Consider the following 18239-nt stretch of genomic DNA (forward strand, 5'->3'; position numbering starts at 1 on the left):
TATTTGCATGATGTCTGTGTTTCAACTTTCAGGGAGCGGAAGAACATTATGCAAATTCGCAGTAGTTATAAATGGATCACTTTTTCGGCCATCGCCCTCACCACGTTTGCGGCGTTGATATTCCTGCTGTTCAAGTCGTACTCCTATGAAACGTCGACCTATTTCGAATCCCGCGACTTCGTTCGTCAATTAAAGCAGTTGGATGCCAATTGGGGGGTCAAGATCCTCAGGGCAAAAATCGGCATCAATAGCAGCTTGCTGCTGGGAGCACCCGCCGAATCCGGCAACCGGTGGGACCAACTGGACAAACTGAACAACTCCGGCCCGCTGGCGGCTTTATGGAAAGTACGCCGCCAGGGCTACCTGGACGCGGTGCAAAACAAGACGCTGCTGGTTGATCAATTTAAACAGCACAACACGGTACTGCGTGCGGCCCTTGACGCCTTGCCCGATGTCGAAAACACCATTCAAGGCTTGCTCAAAGATATCAATGCCCAACAACCGTTGGAATTCCTGACCCGCTCTTCAAATATATTGAATCTCTCATTAAGCACCCTCGAATACGCCCTGTATGCCTCCAGTGATAAAGCCAAGGAAATTGACGACCAATTGGGCGTACTCAACCAATACATGAGTCAGCTCCCTTCTGAACGCCTGCCGCCTTTCAACACCTTCGTCGCTCATGTGAACGCAATCATGCGCGAGCAACCCATCGTCAATGACTTGCTCGACCGAATTAATGTGATCCCCGTCGCCCAGCAGTTGGACAGCATCAATGAGTTGCTGAACGAAACCCAGCGGCGCACGGAAGCCCAGGACCGCCAATACCATATCTACCTGGCCATCTGCGCCAGCATCCTGGCTTTACTGTTGGTCTACCTGACCGCGCGCTTGATTCGCAGTTATACCGTGATCAATAAAATCAACGGCGAGCTGCAAACGGCAAACGAGCGACTTGAACAACGGGTCGAGGAACGGACGCGAGAGCTGATCGAGGCCGAGCGCGAACTGGTGGATGCCGCCCGAATGGCCGGTATGGCGGAGATCGCCACCAACGTGCTGCACAACGTCGGCAACGTGTTGAACAGCGTCAACGTCTCCGCCGATGTGATCGCACGCCGGCTGTCGACCAGCAAGACACTGGGCTTGGGTAAAGCAGTGAAAATGATGAACGATCATCCCGAAGACCTGGGACAGTTCATCACTCACGATGAAAAAGGCAAACTGCTGCCCCTGTATTTCAACCAACTGGTCGATTCCATTGCGGTCGAACAATCGGACATCGTCGAAGAGCTGGAGCAACTGACCAAGAGCATCGATCACATCAAGGACATCGTGTCCACCCAGCAGGCCTACGCCGGCGCGGCCCGCGTGGTCGAGCCGCTGAACGTGATCAATCTGTTCGAAGATGCGCTGCGCATGAACTCCGGCGCCTTGAGCCGCCACCATGTCACGGTGATCAAGGACTACCAGGATGTCCCGACCATCATTGGCGACAAACACCGGCTGCTGTTGATCCTGATCAACCTGATCAGCAACGCCAAATACGCGATGTCCACGGTCACCGAGCAGCAGCGGGAAATGACCTTGAGCGTCAGTGTTACCGAGCATTCAACACTGCGCTTCAGCGTCAAGGATCAGGGCGAAGGCATCGTCGCCGAGAACCTGTCGCGCATCTTTAATCACGGTTTCACCACACGCAAGGAAGGCCATGGCTTTGGCCTGCACAGCTGCGCACTCGCGGCGGTTGAGATGAATGGACACCTGAATGTCCAGAGCGACGGGCCGGACCTGGGCGCCGTGTTCAGCCTGGAAATTCCACTGGAACTGGCCGACAACCCGGGCAGTGAACAACCGGCGACGGGAGAGAGAATAAGCGTGCCGGATTGAGCCACCGCCGTTTCAATGTGCGGCCTTCTGCCGATGAGGGGACAATGTTCGCCGAACGCTTGGCGTCTCCCGCCCCCCCAAAGACCACGATGACCATCGATACCAAAACGCCGACCCCGCCTCCTCATCTTGAAGAAGGCTCGTTCAGCTTGAGCCGCCGGCCAACCGACCATGCTGCTGGACATGGCCGTATGTAGGCTGACACCTGCTCCCCAACTCTTCATTCCCTGAAGTTGCCCTACCACCGTCACGACCGAAGCGCGTCACCAATTTCCTCAATAGCGAAACCAACGTCATGACCCGCACGAATCAGTTCCGCAAACCGAAGCATAACTGTGGACCCTATGTCATGCGCCAGCGCGATGGTCATCAGCTCTCGCACAGGCTCGTGAAGCTCTGCTTCGACCGTTGGTGAACATGCCTGTCCGGTGAACCAGGTCACAACGGAGGACACCAGATGGCCTGAGGTATTTTCATCAACACCCAAAATTTCTCCCAACACCATACCCAATGTACCTGCGGGATGCTGCTCCGGGCGGCTCCATGCCTTGAGCTCAATCGACTCGCGCTGCACCTTCTCAAGGTTCCGCCGAATCTTCCCAGGAATGGTCGCAGCCGCTTTGGGACGGTTGTAGTACTCGCGATTGGCTAAACTTGCGGCGTCTCTGACGACCTTCCAGACCACCGACCAGAGTTGTGAAACGCTGTAGGTTTCCAATGCAGAGCGCATCGTACTTTTAATTTCCTCCAGTTCTTGTTCCGACAAATCATGGTTGTAGAGCTCGCATTGGGTACCCAGATAGCGCATGACATCTGCGACTGAGTAATCAAGCCACAGGTTGAAAATCCCTTCAGCATCTGTGTACACCCTATTCAACAGGCTACGGATGATCTCGTCCGCACTCCTTGACGCGGCATCTGGATGCCAAACAATAGACCACCTGTTCCCTCAACATCCAGATCTCATCGCCCTCCCAATAGTAGGTGCCCGGCCTTGCTTTACCGGGATCATCAAGAACCAATCCAGCCTCACGCAATTGCAGCACAAAATCACCGACGTACCGAGGCGCAAGTCCTCGGCAGTCACCTATCGTGAAGCCGCCATTGGTCAATCTCGGCGTTATAGCCCTGTCTAACGCCAACAGCAGGAGCACCTGATTGTCCGGTATCTCTGAGTAGTCCACCGTTCGGGCTGACTGTTTACGGGCGTATTCGGCCAACTGCCGTTCAAGCTCTGCGGCTTTCGTCTTTTCAGCATCAAGCGCAACTGCGCCCTGGTCTTTCTGACAGAGGGTACCAAGTTTAGGGGATCGCGGAGGGACCTTCTTTGCCTCGGAGCGATATCTGATTTCGATCAGTTCTGCGCACTTGGGACAGACCTGATTTTCATCGAACGCGTTGCAACGTTGCCTTATAAAGCTGGCCAGTGAAACGCCCTGAGCCATTTCAATCAGGCCCCCAAGATCACTCACTTTTTCGAGGTATCGCCCTAACTCATCGACTGCCCAGTAACGCTCAATCAACTCAATTTCCTGTGGGTCTTCAGTCAACATTTGTAGCTTGATTGCCATTTAAACGCTCCTGTTTTGCTGGTGGTTACTTTGTGTCCGGCATTCGCTGAATTAGTTACGCTCTTCGCTGAACGCTGTTGCGGCGACACCCTCAACCTTATTTATGGTTTTCTTTGATCGACGTTCCTCTAACAACGTCCTGGGCAACACAAACCCTTCAAAACTGCGCTGGGTGATCGGGTTGTTAGCCTTCTCCGCCCCAATCCGATAACGCATCAACCCATCGGCGACGGCAAAGGTCAGGTCCACACTGGTGTCGGTCCTGCCATTGAGATGCCCGCGACTAAGTAGCCGGAACAACGACCACGGCCCGCGATAGCTCAGGCTGGCGGTGTTGCCGGTGCTGTGCACCAGGGTCAATTGGCTGCCATTGGTGTTGCCCAGGCTGTTGGGCCACACCACTCCCGTGCGTTGCGGCGCGCCGTGCTGGTAAGGGATCAATTGGCCGTCGACGCTGAGCATGCTGCTCAGGCGGGTCGCGCTCAGGGCCAAGGGTTCGATGGTGAGTTGTACGGCCAGGTGGCCGCGATGATTGAAGAAGGTGTCGCGGATACGCTCGACCTTCTTGAGTTGTTCCAGTACGTCGCTACGTACCAAGTAGCCGCCGAGGCTGTCGGAGTACAGCGCGTCGAGATTGTCTTTGAGGAACACGTTCAGGTATTGATCGTGGAACTGCTGCAGACGCCCCTGCGGGCCGAAGAAGGCTTCGAAGTCTTCCAGCGAGGCGTCCTCGCCGCTGACCTTGAACGGGTAACGGCCTGCCAGGCGGTCGCGATAGAAGCTATAAATTTCACTGTCCCAGCGTTTTTCCAGCTCGCGCAAAGCGGCAATCACCAGTACCTGCGAGGTCTGGTCGGCGAGTTTTTTGACCTGCTGGCTCAGTGGTTCGGGCAGGCCCACGGCGACACGTTGCAGGTTGGCAATCGGGTCGGCACCGCCCAGGGAGAAGCGGTTAAGTACGGTTTTCAGCGCCGCCTTGCCGGGGTCGGGATTGTCGTGCACTGCTTTGGCGTAGTCGTAGACGGCACTCACCGAGCGCAGGGTTTCTTCGTAATAGGACGGCTGTTCGCCTCGCGCGGTGATCAGCTCGGCCAGACTGGCGAACGCCCGCCGGATGCCAACTGCTTGTTGCTGACCGTCCGACACCTTGTCCAACGTCAGCGGTGCCTGCCCTTCGACCAAGGGCTCCGACGGGTAGATCACGCTATTGTCGCGCAGAGTTTCCAGCAGACGCCGCAGAGGGGCGGCCGGGCCAGTGATTTGCTCCAGCACGGCCACGCCGTGGCTGAGGTCGTCGAAGTCGGTGATCGCGAACTGATTCAGCGCACGTCGCCAGCTGTCGACGTAGTCGGCGCTGTATAACGCACGGACCCGCTGGGTCAGTACTTTGCGATCTTCGTCAGAGTAGTCCAGACGTTGTCGCTCGCCGAGCACCCATTGGTCGATCATCGCCAGTTCGATGATGCCCTTGGTGCCAGGCTCGAAATAGTCCCTGAAGCCCTTGGCGGTGAGCAGCGGTGCCACCCTCAAGCCGCTCCCCTCTTGATCGGTGCTCAACGAACTGTAGACGATGTCGAACGCCGGACCGACCTCGGTGCGCAGGTCCAGCGGGCGGTGCAAACGCTCTTGGGCATCCTGTTTCAGGCTCATGTAGACCCGTTCAGCCATAGGCAACTGGCGTAATTGTTGTTGCACTTGGGCAATGCGCTCACGGTAGTGCGGCAAATCGGCGTCGGCGTATTTCAGCGCGTAGCCCAGGTGCCCCATCAGATCGGCCTGTAATTGGCCCTGCCCTGGATAGGCCCGCTGCCACTGTTTGGCAACCCACTCCTCGACGATGGCCGGGCGGCGGTTTTGCCGTTCTTCAAGCATGCGGTAAACGCGCAAGGCCGCCAGTTGCTGATTACTGCCGGCGGGCGCGGCGTTGATGGCGTCCAGCACACCGCTGGCAATCGCCGGCAGAAAGCGTTTGGACAGTAGATTCAGATAGGCCTCATCCACCGTCGGGCCAATTGCCCTCCCCTGATACAGCCCCATATCCGACAGCAACGGCCACGCCTCGCGATAGTCACCGTACACCAGCACCGCATCGCGGATCTGGTCCAGCGGTACCAGCAGGTTACGGCCAGTGGTGTCGACCTTGGCATCGATGTCCCGCCCACTGAACTCCTGACTCTTGGCCAGGACGCTGGCTGCTTTGTCGCGGTTGATGTTGAAGTAAAACTGCCAAGTCCCGATGACCACCAAAACGCCCAAGGACGCGACACTGAACCCCGCGATCAGCAGCCGCCGCTTGTTGCGGGCCACCTTGATGTTGTCGCCGGCCAGGCCCGCTTCGGGGTAGATCACTCGCTGGAACAGTTGCTGGGCAAAGTAGATCGCCGAGCCACCGGTAGGCTTGACCTCCGGCGGCGGTGGCGGAAGTTGATACGCCTGCCCCGCTTCTTTGACGAAGGCATTACTCAGGGTGCCTTGCTGCAAGACCGAGGCGAAATACAGCCCGCGCACCAGCGCCGGGGTGGTGAAACGATCGCTGCCGAGCATTTCGCTCAGGAAGCCGAACAGTGCCGGGCGCAGGCCTGCCATCTGATGCACCAGCGCCTGCAAGCGATCGCGTTCGGTCAGACCAGATGACGTCCTGACACCGTCGAAAATCTGCTCGTTGAGGCAGACGACAAAGGTTTGGTATTGGCGCGTCAGTTCCGCCAACCAGACATCAAAGTCATCCACCGCGTCCAGGCTGAAGGTGAAGCCCAGCAGGTCTTCGCGCCCACTGCGCGACAACCGGGCGAAGAACTCTTCGAAGCCTTCCAGCAGGTCTAACTTGCTCAGCGTCACGTACACCGGCAAGCGCGTGCCCAATTGCCGTGTCAACTCAAACAGCCGGGTGCGCAGCAGGTTGGCGTGGGCCTTGCGTTGTTCGGGACGTTGCGCCAACAAGGCCTGCACATCGACCACCAACACAACCCCGTTGAGTGCCCGACGGCTGCGGTTGCGCGCCAGCCAGTCGAGCAGGTGCTGCCATAGCCGTGGGTGAGTGCCTTCGGGCAATATCGGTTTGACCTTGCCTTGGGTCGCGCCCTGGTACTCGGTGTTATCTGCCGTTGGCTCCGGGTGACTGAGGAACTCACCCGGCGGGTCGATCAACACCGCCTCGTCACCGATCCACCAATCCACCGGGTAGGCCAGTTGCTCTTCCTGGTTCGACCTGACACTGGCCTTGGTCACATGGGACAAGGCAAAGCTCTGGTTGGAGCGGGTGATCAGGCTGGTTTTGCCGGCATTTTCCTCGCCCAACACCAGGTACCACGGCAGTTGGTAGAGCGAACGGCGGCGCTCCATGTTGTTCAGCAAATTGCCCAGGCTGCGGTCCAGCGCCCGTTCCTGCGCCTCGACATAGGGCAGACAAGGGTCGGCTTGCACCGCGGCCTCATGTTGGCGTTCAAGCTGCAGCCGCTGGTAACGATTACGCACCCGCCATGCCCAGATCAGCAACGGCACCACCAACACCACGACGCTGGCCGAGACGCGCATCGCCAACTCGCTCAGCGGCTGATGCTCACGCCAAACCCACTGCGGGCCCAGCCACCAGATGGGGATTTTCCGAGCCTACCCCTACCCGATCCGCGACCTGCTGCTTGCCCGGAGTTCGAACGCCTTTGCCAACCCGTGAATTTGACGGAGCAAGGCGACCCGCTGCGAGCGATGAATGAGGTGGAACCACCAAAACCTCTGGCCGACATTTGCACGGCTGCACCCAAGAACCCCGTCAGCCTGCTCAGCAACCTGCGCCTGGGCACCTTATTGCTGGCCTGCCTCACCCTCGGCGGCTGCACCATGCTCGGCAAAGTTGGCCAAGTGATCTGGACCCCGTCGATTCCGGTCGGCGGCCCCAACGATCAGCCCAGCCGTTACTCCCTGAGCCTGCACGCCAGCGACCACGTTAACCCGCGCCTGATCAGCACCGGCACAGCAACGGATGAAGATGCAAGCCGTGCGCCCTACACCCTCAACGTTCAGGCGAGCAACCCGCAAGCACTGACGGACAAAGTGCAAACCCTGCTCAACCACCTTTACGAAAACGTACCCGCCCAGTCGCCGCTGACATTGGAACCCGAGCCTGTGGTGCCGATGTCGCCCCTCGAAGACACGCTGTTGGGCCAATACGACGCCCAAGGCGTCAGCCTGACCACGCCATGGGGCAACCCGGCGCTGCAGCACGTCGCCACGCCGATCGCCTTCAAGGTCTTGCAACTGACCGACGACTCGCTGCTGGTCAACGCCAGCCCCCAGGCCATGGCAGAGGACCTGAAGAAGACCTTGGGCAGTACCTATATCCGCGCCGACGACTACCTGCTCCAGCCCGGCCAATTCAAGTTCGTCGACCTGCGCCCTCTGGACGAGGACACCCGATTTATCGCGGTGATCGCCAACTACCACAGCACCGACGTCGGCCAGTGGAAACAGCGTCTGCGCGTCGAGCCCAAGGGCCGGCAGTACGCCGTGCTGGTCCAGTTGGACGCCGAGCAGGTCAGCCTCAAAGGGGAAACCCGATGACGTCATTTTCAGCCGCTTTTGCGCAGAGTAATTACTGATGAGTTCACGCAACCCCGTCATCTGGCATGAAGGTTTGTTCGTCAAACCCCAACACTTCCAGCAACAGGCCCGCGCCGCCGAAGCCGCTGTGCACCAGCGCCTGCACAGCCTGAACGACGCCCTCTACGGCTTCAGCGAGCTGGAGTTGAACAGCGAATATTTGAGCTTCGGCAAGGTCGCCCTTACCAAGGCGTGTGGAATCATGCCCGACGGCAGTGTCTTTGATATTCCCCGTGACCTGGCGCCGCCCGCCCCACTGGAGATCGCCGACAGCAGCGCGGTCAACCAGATCGTCTACCTGGCCCTGCCGTTGCGGTCCAACGGCGCCCTCGAAGTGCGTTGGCCCGACCGCTACGGCAACAGCCGCTACATCGTCCGGCGCGAAGAAATCCGTGATACCCACAGTGATGACGGCGACCAAGTGGGCATGGACTTGGCCGTGCCCAACCTGCAACTGATGCTCGAACGCAGTGACCGCAGCGCCTTCACCGGCATCGCCATCGGCAGGATCAAAGACAAGCGCCCGGATGGCAGCCTGGTGATGGACGAGCATTTCTACCCCACCAGCCTGTCCTTGCAAGCCGTGCCGGCATTGCACCGCTACCTGGGTGAAGTGGCCGGGCTGATGCGCGAGCGGGCCAAGAACCTGGCTCAGCGTATTGGCTCACCAGGGCAGTCGGGCGTGGCCGATGTCACCGACTTCAACCTGCTGCAAACCCTCAATCGTTTGTTCCCGTTGTTCCAGCACCTGGCCCGCCAACGCCAAGTCCACCCGGAACGGCTTTACATCGCACTGGCCCAGGCCTGCGGCGAACTGGTGACCTTTACCGATGAAGGTCACCTGCCCCAGGAATATCCGGCCTACCAGCACGACAACCTGCGCGAGTCCTTCCAACTTTTGGAGCACACCCTGCGCCGCGCCCTGGGCACCGTGCTGCAACCGCGTGCGGTGTCGCTGCCGATCGTCGAGCAGCAGTACGGCGTACGCACCGCTGCGTTGAACGACAGACGCCTGCTGGACAACGCCGAATTCATCCTCGCCGTGCGGGCCGAACTGCCAGCGGAGAGCCTGCGTCAGCAACTGCCAAAGCAGATCAAGATCAGCTCCACCGAAGGCTTGGAGCAACTGGTCAGCTTGCAATTGCCGGGCATTCCACTGATGCCGCTGCCGGTGGCGCCACGGCACCTGCCGTTCCATGCCGGCTTCAGCTACTTCGAACTCGACCGCCATCACCCCACCTGGGAGAGCCTGAGCAGCGGCAGCGGGTTTGGTTTCCATATCGCCGGCGAATTCCCGGAGCTGGAGCTGCAGTTCTGGGCGATCAGGAGTGAGAAAGATGAGTGAGTCCCTACCCACCGAAGCCTCGCCGCCAGCGGACGACAGCAACCGGATCTTCAGCTATTTGCAACGGGCCACAACCAGCACAGGGTCAGATGTCGTTGAGGAACAGACCGCGCCCAAACCCGAAACACTACTTGCAGACCCCGAATTCGACATGCGCGGCCTCGCCTGGAACCCACTGTGCGATGCCGCCACGCCGCTGATTGGTCTGGTCATCCGCCTGCGTCGTTTGGACCGACACAACGACGTGCCCGCGCTGTACCAAAGCGTCAGCAACCAGATCACCACGATCATGGAAGAAGTCAGTCAGCTCGACTACGACCCCGGCACGCTCAAGGCCTACTCCTACAGCCTCTGTCTGTTGCTGGATGAGGTGGTCATGAGCACCTCCTGGGGCAAATCCTCAACCTGGAGTGCGCGCTCATTACTTAGCCAATTTCATGAAGAAACCTGGGGTGGCGAAAAATTCTTCACGGTGCTGACCCGCATGAGCACTGAAGCCGCCAAATACCAGCACGCGTTGGAGTTCATGTACCAATGCCTGATCTCCGGCCTCAGGGGCAAGTACGGTAACCAGGCCAAGGGCGATGACGAAATACAAAAGATCATCAACCAACTGCACAGCGTGCTTCGCCCGCTACGCGGTGAAACGCCCAAACGCCTGACCGACCCGCTGAGCAACGTCGCGCCGCGCAACTACCGGATCAAACGCGCCTGGCCGTTGTGGACGCCTTGGGCATTGGCCGCCGCTGTGCTGGCCTGCGCCTACACGATCTACTCGATCCGCCTGAACGCCATCACTCAGGAAGTGCTGGTGTCCCTGGAGCGGATTCTCAACCTGTAACCGATTTTCAGCGTGCTCATCCCGAGCACCTGCAAAGCCATGGCTATGTCGGCCATAACCCGCGCCCCCACGGGTCGCTCAAACACTCGCGACAAGGAGCATGTCATGCCAACACCTGCGTACATCAGCATCCACGGCCAAAACCAGGGCCATATCACCAAGGGTGCATTCACCTCTGATTCGGTGGGCAACGTCTATGTGGAAGGCCACGAGGACGAAATCCTTGCACAGGAAATCGATCATCAGATCACCACGCCCACTGACCCGCAAAGTGGCCAGCCGGCCGGTCAGCGCGTGCATAAACCGCTGATCTTCACCAGCGCCCTGAGCAAAGCCTCACCCATGCTCTACCAGGCCCTGGCCACCGGCGAAATGCTGCCGACCGTCGAGGTCAAGTGGTTCCGCACCTCGGGCGACGGCAAACAGGAACACTTCTTCACCACCAAGCTCGAGGACGCCACCGTCGTCGAGATCCATACCGTGCTGCCTCACGCACAGGACAGCGACAACGCCAACTACAGCCAGTTGATCAAGACCAGCCTGGCTTATCGCAAGGTCAGCTGGAGCCATGTGGTAGCCGGCACCGAAGCTTCGGATGACTGGCGTAAACCGGCTTAACCAGCAACCGGGACGTTCCGCCGTGCAGGTCGCTGCGCGGCGGAATGTTTACTCATTTGAATTGAATCAGGAGGCGCTATGCCCGCCGTCGTTCTGGTCGGACACGACCATGATTGCCCCTTGTGTGGACCGACCACCGTGGACAGTGGATCGCCGAGTTTCAACGTCAACGGCAGCGCCGTCGCCCGTGTCGGCGACACCCTCGGCTGCGGTGCTGTGATCACCAGCGGCGCGCCCTCCATGACCATCAACGGACAACCTGTAGCCCGCGTCGGCGACACCACCGACCACGATGGCGAACTGGAAAACGGTGATAGCAGTTGGTTGATCGACTGACACCCACACACTCGACTGGGAGGCTCCATGCCCCGCCAAAGCGACCTGCGTTTCACCTTTGAGCCCTTGAAGGGCGATCCCTTCGAAGTGGTCTCGTTCACCCTCGAAGAAGGTCTCTCTCAACCCTTCAAGCTTGAACTGGAGCTGGTCAGCCACAACGCCGCCATTGACTTCAATCGCCTGCTCGACCTGGCTGCGCTGTTCACCCTCTGGCGCGGCGAGACTCCGGTGCGTTATGTCCACGGTCTGGTAAGTCTGTTTCAGCAGGGCGACACCGGCTTTCGCCGCACCCGCTACACCGCCGTGCTCGAACCGACCCTGGCCCGCTTCGACCTGCGCTCCAACTGGCGCATCTTCCAGGGCCAGACTGTGCCCGACATCATCACTAGCGTCCTCACCGAGCAAAAGCTGACCGACCTGCGCAGCGAAATCTGCTTCGAACACCAACCCCGCGAATACTGCGTACAAGCCGGCGAAACCGACCTCGATTTCATCGCCCGCCTCGCCGCCGAGGAAGGCCTGCTCTACACCTTCGAACACCGCGCCGACGGCCACACCCTCGTCCTCACCGACCGCGTCGGCGGCCTGGGCACCATCGGCACCCACACCGATTGCCCAGTGATTTATCAGCCCATGGGTGGCGGTGATTCCAAAGAGCCGGCCTTGAACCGCTTCCACTACACCGAGCAAGTGCGCACCGCCGTACAGGTGCAGCGCGACTACACCTTCACCCACCCACGCTATAACCAGCAGCACACCGCCACCGGTGACCAGGACCTGAATAATCAACATAAAGATTACGAACGCTACGACTACCCCGGCCGCTACAAGCGTGATATCGCCGGCAAACCCTTCACCAAAACCCGCCTGGCCGCCCTGCGCAACGACGCCAAGCTGGCCCATCTGGAAGGCGACGATGCGCGCCTGCAACCGGGGCTGGCCTTTGATCTGTGCGAGCACCCGCGCGAAGACTTCAATGACCGTTGGCGCACCATCGCCATCAGCCACGAAGGCAAGCAGCACACCAGCCTGCAGGAAGAGTCGTTTGGTAGCGGCCTCGGCACCTCTTACACGTTGAAAGCCAGCGCCATCCGCTGGACCTCCGACTGGAAAGCCCCGCTGCGCGACAAACCCTGCATCGACGGCCCGCAGATCGCCACGGTGGTCGGCCCGCCCGGTGAGGAGATCTATTGCGACGAATGGGGCCGGGTCAAGATGCAGTTCCCGTGGGATCGCGCTGATAAAAACAACGATCAGAGTTCGTGCTGGATTCGTGTGGCTCAGGGCTGGGCCGGCGCGACCTGGGGCGCGATGGCGATACCCCGCGTGGGCCAGGAACTGATCATCAGCTACCTCGACGGCGACCCCGACCAGCCTATCGCCACGGGCCGCACTTACCGCGAGACCAACCTGCCGCCGTATGAGCTTCCCAAACACAAAACGCGCATGACCATCAAAAGCCGCACCCACAAGGGCGAAGGCTTCAACGAGCTGCGCTTTGAGGATGAACGGGGCCAGGAGGAAGTATTCATCCATGCCCAGAAAGACCAGAACACCGTGGTCAAAAACAACCAGACCCAATCGATTGGCGCGGACCGAAGCAGCCAGGTCGGCCAAGACGAAACCATCACCGTCGGCCGCACCCGCATGCGGGTGGTGAAGGCCAATGACACCTTGAAAGTGGGCGGCGGCAAGAATGATCACGTCGCTGGCGAGTACTACATCGGCGTGGGCAAACAGCTGCGCCTCGAATGCGGCAAGACCGTCATAGAGCTCAACGAAAACGGCGACCTGAACATCACCTGCGAGAACTTCAACATCACCGGAATGAACGCCGGCAAGGTCAACACCTTGTCAGGAAAACTCGATTTGAACATGAGTGGAAAGGCTTGCGGCACCAGCGCGAACGGCGTCAGTGGCGCGGACATCCAGGGCGATGTAGACGGCTACTTCAATCATGAATAACCCCATAAGGACGGCTTCAATGCGCGAATACATCACCCACGATCTGATCATCGGGCTGGGCAATGAAATGCCTGACGACAACAGCGTCAACATGCTGGTGTTCAAGGCACGCGGCACCACCCTGGTGCTGGCACGCGGCCCCATGGACCCACAGAAAACGTTGGCCGAGACCTATACCCACCAGCTCACCGAGCTACGTAAGAAAGTCACTGCCTTCAAATGCACCAAGCCCGCAGAGGTGCGGGTAGGCGTCGACCGCAACATCGTCGCGATGGAAGTGCAAACCGAGTTCACACAAGGCAACGCGCTGTCCTGCCAGTACCAACTGTCCTGTGAGTTGCCTGGCGAGCCTCGACTACTGGCGCTGACTTACAGCAAGGGCAGCGCGCTCACTGAAGCAGATTTCGACCATTGGGAAACCCTCAAACAGTCACTTCGGTTCGCCTGAACCGTTCTTCTCGAATGACCTGATCGCAAGGAAGATGATTCGTGGCAGACACCGTACACGCCGCCCGTGTGGGCGATCCCATTCTGCACACCTCCGTATGGGCTGAAATCCTCGCCACTGTAGCGGAAGCGGTAGTGTATGCCGCCGTCACTGCCGCCGTGATCGCGGCAGCGCCTTACGTGCTGGCAGCGGCAGGCATCGCAGCGGTAGGCGCAGTGGCGATCGGCGTAGGCGCCGGGTTGCTGGTGACGGCGACGAGTTTGGTTCCTGCCGGTGACAAATCCATCGGGGAGCATTTCAGCGATGCGTGCAGTGGATTTTTCAACGCGCTGATTCCCCCCACGCCCCAGGGCAACATCGCAAGCGGTTCCGTTGACACTCGCATCAATGGCGAACTGGCGGCCCGTGCCGCCGGCATACAAACCGACGAGCCCGACGAGCCCTCGGCCAAGCCCAGTGTAATGGACACCATTTTTGGCGTGGTCGCTGGACTCAACCCTGTCGTCGCGATCTACCAAACCATCGACGGCATTATTAACCCGCCCATGGTGGCCGCGCCTGCCAGCGGAACCCGGCCCGCCGAACTGGACCAGGTGGTGTGCATGCGCCACCTGCCCATGCCCACGCAGTACTTGGCCGAGGGCTCCTCGGAAGTCTTCATCAACAGCCAGCCTGCCGTCCGTAGCGGTGATCGCACTACGTGCGAGGCCACCGTCGGCCCGGATACCGACGTGTCACCGGATGTTCGTATCGGCGGTGAACCGTTGGTGGTGCGGCCCATCCAAGGAGGGAAAAACAAAATCGGCATGGTTGTGGGCATCATCGCCGGCATCCTAATCGCGCGAAAGTTCGGGCCCAAAAGCTGCTCGGTGGGTAACCCGGTAGCGGTGTCCACCGGCGGCAAGTTTCAAGACGGCCCGGAAGACCTGGACTTCACCCTCCCCGGCCTCCTGCCCATCGTGTGGGCACGCCGCTACAACAGCAATGACCGGCGCGACAACGGGCTATTCGGCGTCGGCTGGAGTGTGTTCTACGAAGTTGAGATCGTACGCGTACCCCACCCGGACGGTGGCGACCTGTGGGTGCACATCAACGCCGAGGGCGAACGCCTGGAACTGGGTCAACTCAAGCCCGGCAATCGCTTTGTCAGCACCCTCGATGGCCTTGCTTTTTTTGCGATAAGCGATGACTTGACGGTGGTCGAGGATATCCATGAAGGTCTGTATCAGGTCTTTGAAACCGATCCCCACACCCCGCAGCGCTCGCGGCTCGTGCGCCTGGGTGACCGCAATCTCAATACCCTCAATTTGCACTATGACGACCGGGGCCGGTTGCTGCATCTGCTTGACACAAGCAGCCGCGTCACCGTGCGCCTGCGCTACAACGACCTGCACCCACGCCGGGTGGAGCAGGTTGAGCGCCTGTACTTCAGTGACGAAGGCCCCGGGCATCTGGAACGCACCGAACCTCTGGTGCACTACCGCTATGACAGCCAGGGCGACCTGAGCGCAGTGCTCGATACCAGCGGCCAGGTGCTGCGGCGTTTCACCTACACACCCGAGCGTTACATGAGCAGCCACACGCTGCCCACTGGGGCCACGCGTCACTATACCTGGACGTCCTTTGAAGTCCCCGAGCAAGGCCCGCAATCCGTCCGCGCCGACGGCACGTCCTATAACCTCCCACCCTTGCTGGAGCCGCAACCCGACCACGAATGGCGCGTCACCCGCCACTGGGGCAGCGATGGCGAGGACTATCGCTTCGAATACGACCTGGCCAAGGGCGAAACCCGCGTCGTCGACAGCCTCGGCCGTGCGGAACGCTACTACTGGGGCGCGTTGTACGAGGTCAACCACCACATTGATCCCCTGGGCCAATGCTGGCACAGCGACCTGCTGGCCGGGCAACTGCTCAAGACCACCGACCCACAAGGCGGCGAGTGGCACTACGTCTACGATGACATCGGCCGCCTGATTGAAACCCGTGACCCCCTCGGCCGCTGCGAGCACATCGTCTACACCGAACACTGGGCGCTGCCGCTGAGCATCACCGACCGTGGCGGCCACACCCGCACGTTCAGCTACGACGAACACGGCAACCTGCTCAGCGAAAAAGACCCGCTGGGGCACACCACGCGCTACCGCTATGACCCCCAGGGCCAGGTAGTGGAAATCATCGACGCCCACGACAAGCACAAGACCCTGGCCTGGAACCGCTATGGGCAACTGCTGCTGTATCGGGATTGTTCCAACTCGGAAAACCATTACCGCTATGACGAACGTGGCTATTTGTGCGCCAGCACCAATGCGCGTGGCGAGACCACTCAGTACCGTTACGATGCACGTGGCCACCTGATCGAAAGCGAGCGCCCGGACGGACGTATCGACCGCTACCAGAGGAACCTCGCCGGCCAGCTCACTGACTACATCGACCCGGCCAACCTGCGGACGCAGTACCGCTACGATCCGAGCGGACGGATCCAGCAACGGATTGATGCGCTGGGGTATAAGGTGCGCTTCAGCTATGACGCTTATGGGCGTTTGCAGCAGTTGAGTAATGAGAACGACGAAGCCTACCGGTTTGAGTGGGATGTGCTGGATCGCTTGAGCGCCCAGACCGATCTGGACGGCAGCTACCGCGTTTACCACTACAACGCGGTGGACGATATCACCGGCACCGATGCTCATCCCACGCCAGCGGCGGAACCGCGCAACACTTACGAGGACGGCCCGCCACCGAGCGAGTCAGACGCCCCGATCAAGCATCGCTTCACCCGCGATGCGGTGGGCCGCTTGCTACGCAAAACCACTGACGATGGCATCACCGACTATGCCTACGATGCTGCGGACAACCTGTTGGCGATCACTTTTAAGGCTCACAACGGCGAACAGCAGCAGCTGAAATTTCGCTATGACGCCCTCGGTCAACTACTCAGCGAAAGCAGCGATGCCGGTGAACTGAACTACGCTTACGACGCCCTCGGCAACCTGGAAACCCTAACCCTGCCCGACCAGCGCCAGCTCAACCATCTGTACTACGGCAGCGGTCACCTGCATCAACTCAACCTCAATGGCCGAGTGATCTGCGACTTCGAACGCGATCAACTGCACGACGAAGTCCTGCGCACCCAGGGCAGTCTACTGACCCGCACCCGCTACGACCGCTGCGGCCGCCTCAGCCAGAAAGCCCTGCACTACCGCAACGCCGCCCGCGAAGAACTGACGCTGCTGCAAAAAAACTACCAGTACGACGCCAGCGACAACCTGATCATCGAGCGCCTGACCCAGACCCAGCGCCGGGGCGGCAGCGATCCACGCCAACCGCTGCCGGATGACAGCCTGCTCGGGCGATTTCTCGGCCAGAGCCACGGCAAAAGTGTCGAAGGCAAAGAACATTACACCTACGACGCCACCGAACGCCTGCGCGACCACCGCCAAAGTAATCCGCACAACCCCGAGCTGCACCGCGAGACCTACAACTACGACGCCGCCGCAAACCTGCTTTCCACTGGCCGCATGGGTGGCTACATCAAGCACAACCGCGTGCATATCTTCGAGGACAAACGCTATCGCTATGACCGCTTCGGACGCCTGAGCGAAAAACGCATCGGCAGCCATACGGTGCAACGCTTTCGCTACGACGCCGAACAGCGGCTGATCTGCGTAGAGCAGGATCAGGGTTGGCAACGTTTGCGCAGCGAGTATCGCTACGACCCATTGGGGCGGCGCATCGGCAAACGGGTGTACCGCAATGACAACGAACAGGCGCAGAGCGATGTGCAGTTTGTGTGGCAGGGGCTGCGACTGTTGCAGGAGGTGGAGCACGGGTTTGGCAGTGTGTACGTGTATGCCGATCCCGACAGCTACGAGCCGCTGGCGAGGATCGACGGCAAACCGGGCAACGAGGAAATCCTCTACTTCCACACCAACCTTGCCGGGTTGCCGGAACAGCTCACCGACGAGGCCGGGCTCAGCGTTTGGCACAGCGAGTACGAGGGCTGGGGCAAGAGTCGGGATGAGTGGCACGATCAACGGATCAGGCGCGAGCAGAACCTGCGCTTTCAGGGGCAGTACCTTGACCGCGAAACCGGGCTGCACTACAACACTTTCAGGTTTTATGATGCAGATGTAGGGAGGTTTACGCAGCCAGATCCGATTGGGTTGATAGGTGGGTTGAACTTTTATCAGTACAACCCAAATGCAATTGGTTGGATCGACCCCCTCGGTTTATGTCGGCGCGGCAATAGCGCCACAAAGAACCACATGGACGGAATTAGAAATAACTTCATGCGCGATAATCCAAGCGCCACTCATACAGCAGGCGGTAGACATTCAGTAACACGTATAGAGCAACCAGAAACATACCTTAGGCCATTGATACCCAATATTAGAAAAGGTGCTTCTTATACAGACATGACCTTTAAAGATGCCAAGCTCCGTACAGTGTATGTGCAGACAGTAGACAAAGGCTCTATTAATGGAATGAGTCGGCGAGAATGGGATAATGCGATCAGAATAACAAAACAGGACCCAACCGCCATTGTCATTACTGTACCCAAAGGAATTACCCCGCCACCCGGCGCATTAAACACGGCAAATATGAAGCCGGGCGTAGTGAATATAAGGTGAA

At 59.5% G+C, this 18239-nt stretch carries 12 protein-coding genes; 9 read left to right on the plus strand and 3 right to left on the minus strand.

Annotated features, from left to right (window positions below):
• Nucleotides 1-48 precede the first annotated feature (48 nt).
• Nucleotides 49-1890 carry a DAHL domain-containing protein gene (locus FQ192_RS26735; protein ID WP_149661207.1) on the plus strand — a complete coding sequence of 614 codons (1842 nt, stop codon included), beginning with the start codon at nt 49-51 and terminating at the stop codon, nt 1888-1890.
• A 247-nt stretch (nt 1891-2137) separates the two neighbouring features.
• On the opposite strand, the gene FQ192_RS34620 is transcribed toward FQ192_RS26735, so the two are convergent.
• The 3 genes from FQ192_RS34620 to tssM are packed head-to-tail and all read right to left on the minus strand — an operon-like array spanning nt 2138 to nt 7061.
• Nucleotides 2138-2758: a hypothetical protein gene (locus FQ192_RS34620; RefSeq protein WP_256672379.1), complete on the minus strand. Its 621-nt coding sequence runs from the start codon at nt 2756-2758 to the stop codon at nt 2138-2140.
• A 13-nt stretch (nt 2759-2771) separates the two neighbouring features.
• Nucleotides 2772-3461 (minus strand): hypothetical protein, encoded by a 690-nt coding sequence (locus tag FQ192_RS34625; protein WP_256672380.1) that lies wholly within the window; start codon nt 3459-3461, stop codon nt 2772-2774.
• A gap of 51 nt (nt 3462-3512) precedes the next feature.
• Complete coding sequence (tssM, locus tag FQ192_RS26745) at nt 3513-7061, minus strand: type VI secretion system membrane subunit TssM (RefSeq protein ID WP_306108901.1); 3549 nt, start codon at nt 7059-7061, stop codon at nt 3513-3515.
• A gap of 114 nt (nt 7062-7175) precedes the next feature.
• On the opposite strand from tssM, the gene tssJ reads away from it, so the two are divergent.
• From tssJ to FQ192_RS26785, 8 genes are all read left to right on the plus strand, one after another.
• The gene (gene tssJ / locus FQ192_RS26750; protein WP_256672381.1) at nt 7176-8018 is read left to right on the plus strand and encodes a type VI secretion system lipoprotein TssJ; all 843 of its coding nucleotides are present in this window, start codon (nt 7176-7178) and stop codon (nt 8016-8018) included.
• A 37-nt stretch (nt 8019-8055) separates the two neighbouring features.
• Nucleotides 8056-9402: a type VI secretion system baseplate subunit TssK gene (gene tssK / locus FQ192_RS26755; protein ID WP_149661208.1), complete on the plus strand. Its 1347-nt coding sequence runs from the start codon at nt 8056-8058 to the stop codon at nt 9400-9402.
• Nucleotides 9395-10243 (plus strand): type IVB secretion system protein IcmH/DotU, encoded by an 849-nt coding sequence (gene icmH, locus FQ192_RS26760; protein WP_149661209.1) that lies wholly within the window; start codon nt 9395-9397, stop codon nt 10241-10243. The genes tssK and icmH overlap by 8 nt, the downstream gene beginning before the upstream one ends.
• A gap of 105 nt (nt 10244-10348) precedes the next feature.
• Complete coding sequence (locus tag FQ192_RS26765; protein WP_149661210.1) at nt 10349-10861, plus strand: Hcp family type VI secretion system effector; 513 nt, start codon at nt 10349-10351, stop codon at nt 10859-10861.
• 78 nt (nt 10862-10939) lie between these two features.
• Entirely contained in the window at nt 10940-11197 is a 258-nt protein-coding gene (locus FQ192_RS26770; protein WP_149661211.1) for a PAAR domain-containing protein, read from the plus strand.
• Between the two features lie 27 nt (nt 11198-11224).
• Nucleotides 11225-13162 carry a type VI secretion system Vgr family protein gene (locus tag FQ192_RS26775; protein ID WP_149661212.1) on the plus strand — a complete coding sequence of 646 codons (1938 nt, stop codon included), beginning with the start codon at nt 11225-11227 and terminating at the stop codon, nt 13160-13162.
• A 19-nt stretch (nt 13163-13181) separates the two neighbouring features.
• A complete protein-coding gene (locus FQ192_RS26780) occupies nt 13182-13610 on the plus strand; it encodes a DcrB-related protein (RefSeq protein WP_178129253.1) in 429 nt (142 codons plus the stop codon).
• Between the two features lie 41 nt (nt 13611-13651).
• Entirely contained in the window at nt 13652-18238 is a 4587-nt protein-coding gene (locus FQ192_RS26785) for an RHS repeat-associated core domain-containing protein (RefSeq protein WP_178129255.1), read from the plus strand.
• Nucleotide 18239 lies beyond the last annotated feature (1 nt).

The organism is Pseudomonas sp. ANT_J12 (genome assembly GCF_008370045.1).
In the GTDB taxonomy this organism is placed as follows: Bacteria; Pseudomonadota; Gammaproteobacteria; order Pseudomonadales; family Pseudomonadaceae; genus Aquipseudomonas.

Bases quoted from the DNA above. Each gene is read 5' to 3' on its own strand.
- icmH (WP_149661209.1), top strand. From the start codon at position 9,395: ATGAGTGAGTCCCTACCCACCGAAGCCTCGCCGCCAGCGGACGACAGC.
- tssK (WP_149661208.1), top strand. From the start codon at position 8,056: ATGAGTTCACGCAACCCCGTCATCTGGCATGAAGGTTTGTTCGTCAAA.
- FQ192_RS34625 (WP_256672380.1), bottom strand. From the start codon at position 3,461: ATGGCAATCAAGCTACAAATGTTGACTGAAGACCCACAGGAAATTGAG.
- FQ192_RS26775 (WP_149661212.1), top strand. From the start codon at position 11,225: ATGCCCCGCCAAAGCGACCTGCGTTTCACCTTTGAGCCCTTGAAGGGC.
- FQ192_RS26770 (WP_149661211.1), top strand. From the start codon at position 10,940: ATGCCCGCCGTCGTTCTGGTCGGACACGACCATGATTGCCCCTTGTGT.
- FQ192_RS26765 (WP_149661210.1), top strand. From the start codon at position 10,349: ATGCCAACACCTGCGTACATCAGCATCCACGGCCAAAACCAGGGCCAT.
- FQ192_RS26735 (WP_149661207.1), top strand. From the start codon at position 49: ATGCAAATTCGCAGTAGTTATAAATGGATCACTTTTTCGGCCATCGCC.
- FQ192_RS26780 (WP_178129253.1), top strand. From the start codon at position 13,182: ATGCGCGAATACATCACCCACGATCTGATCATCGGGCTGGGCAATGAA.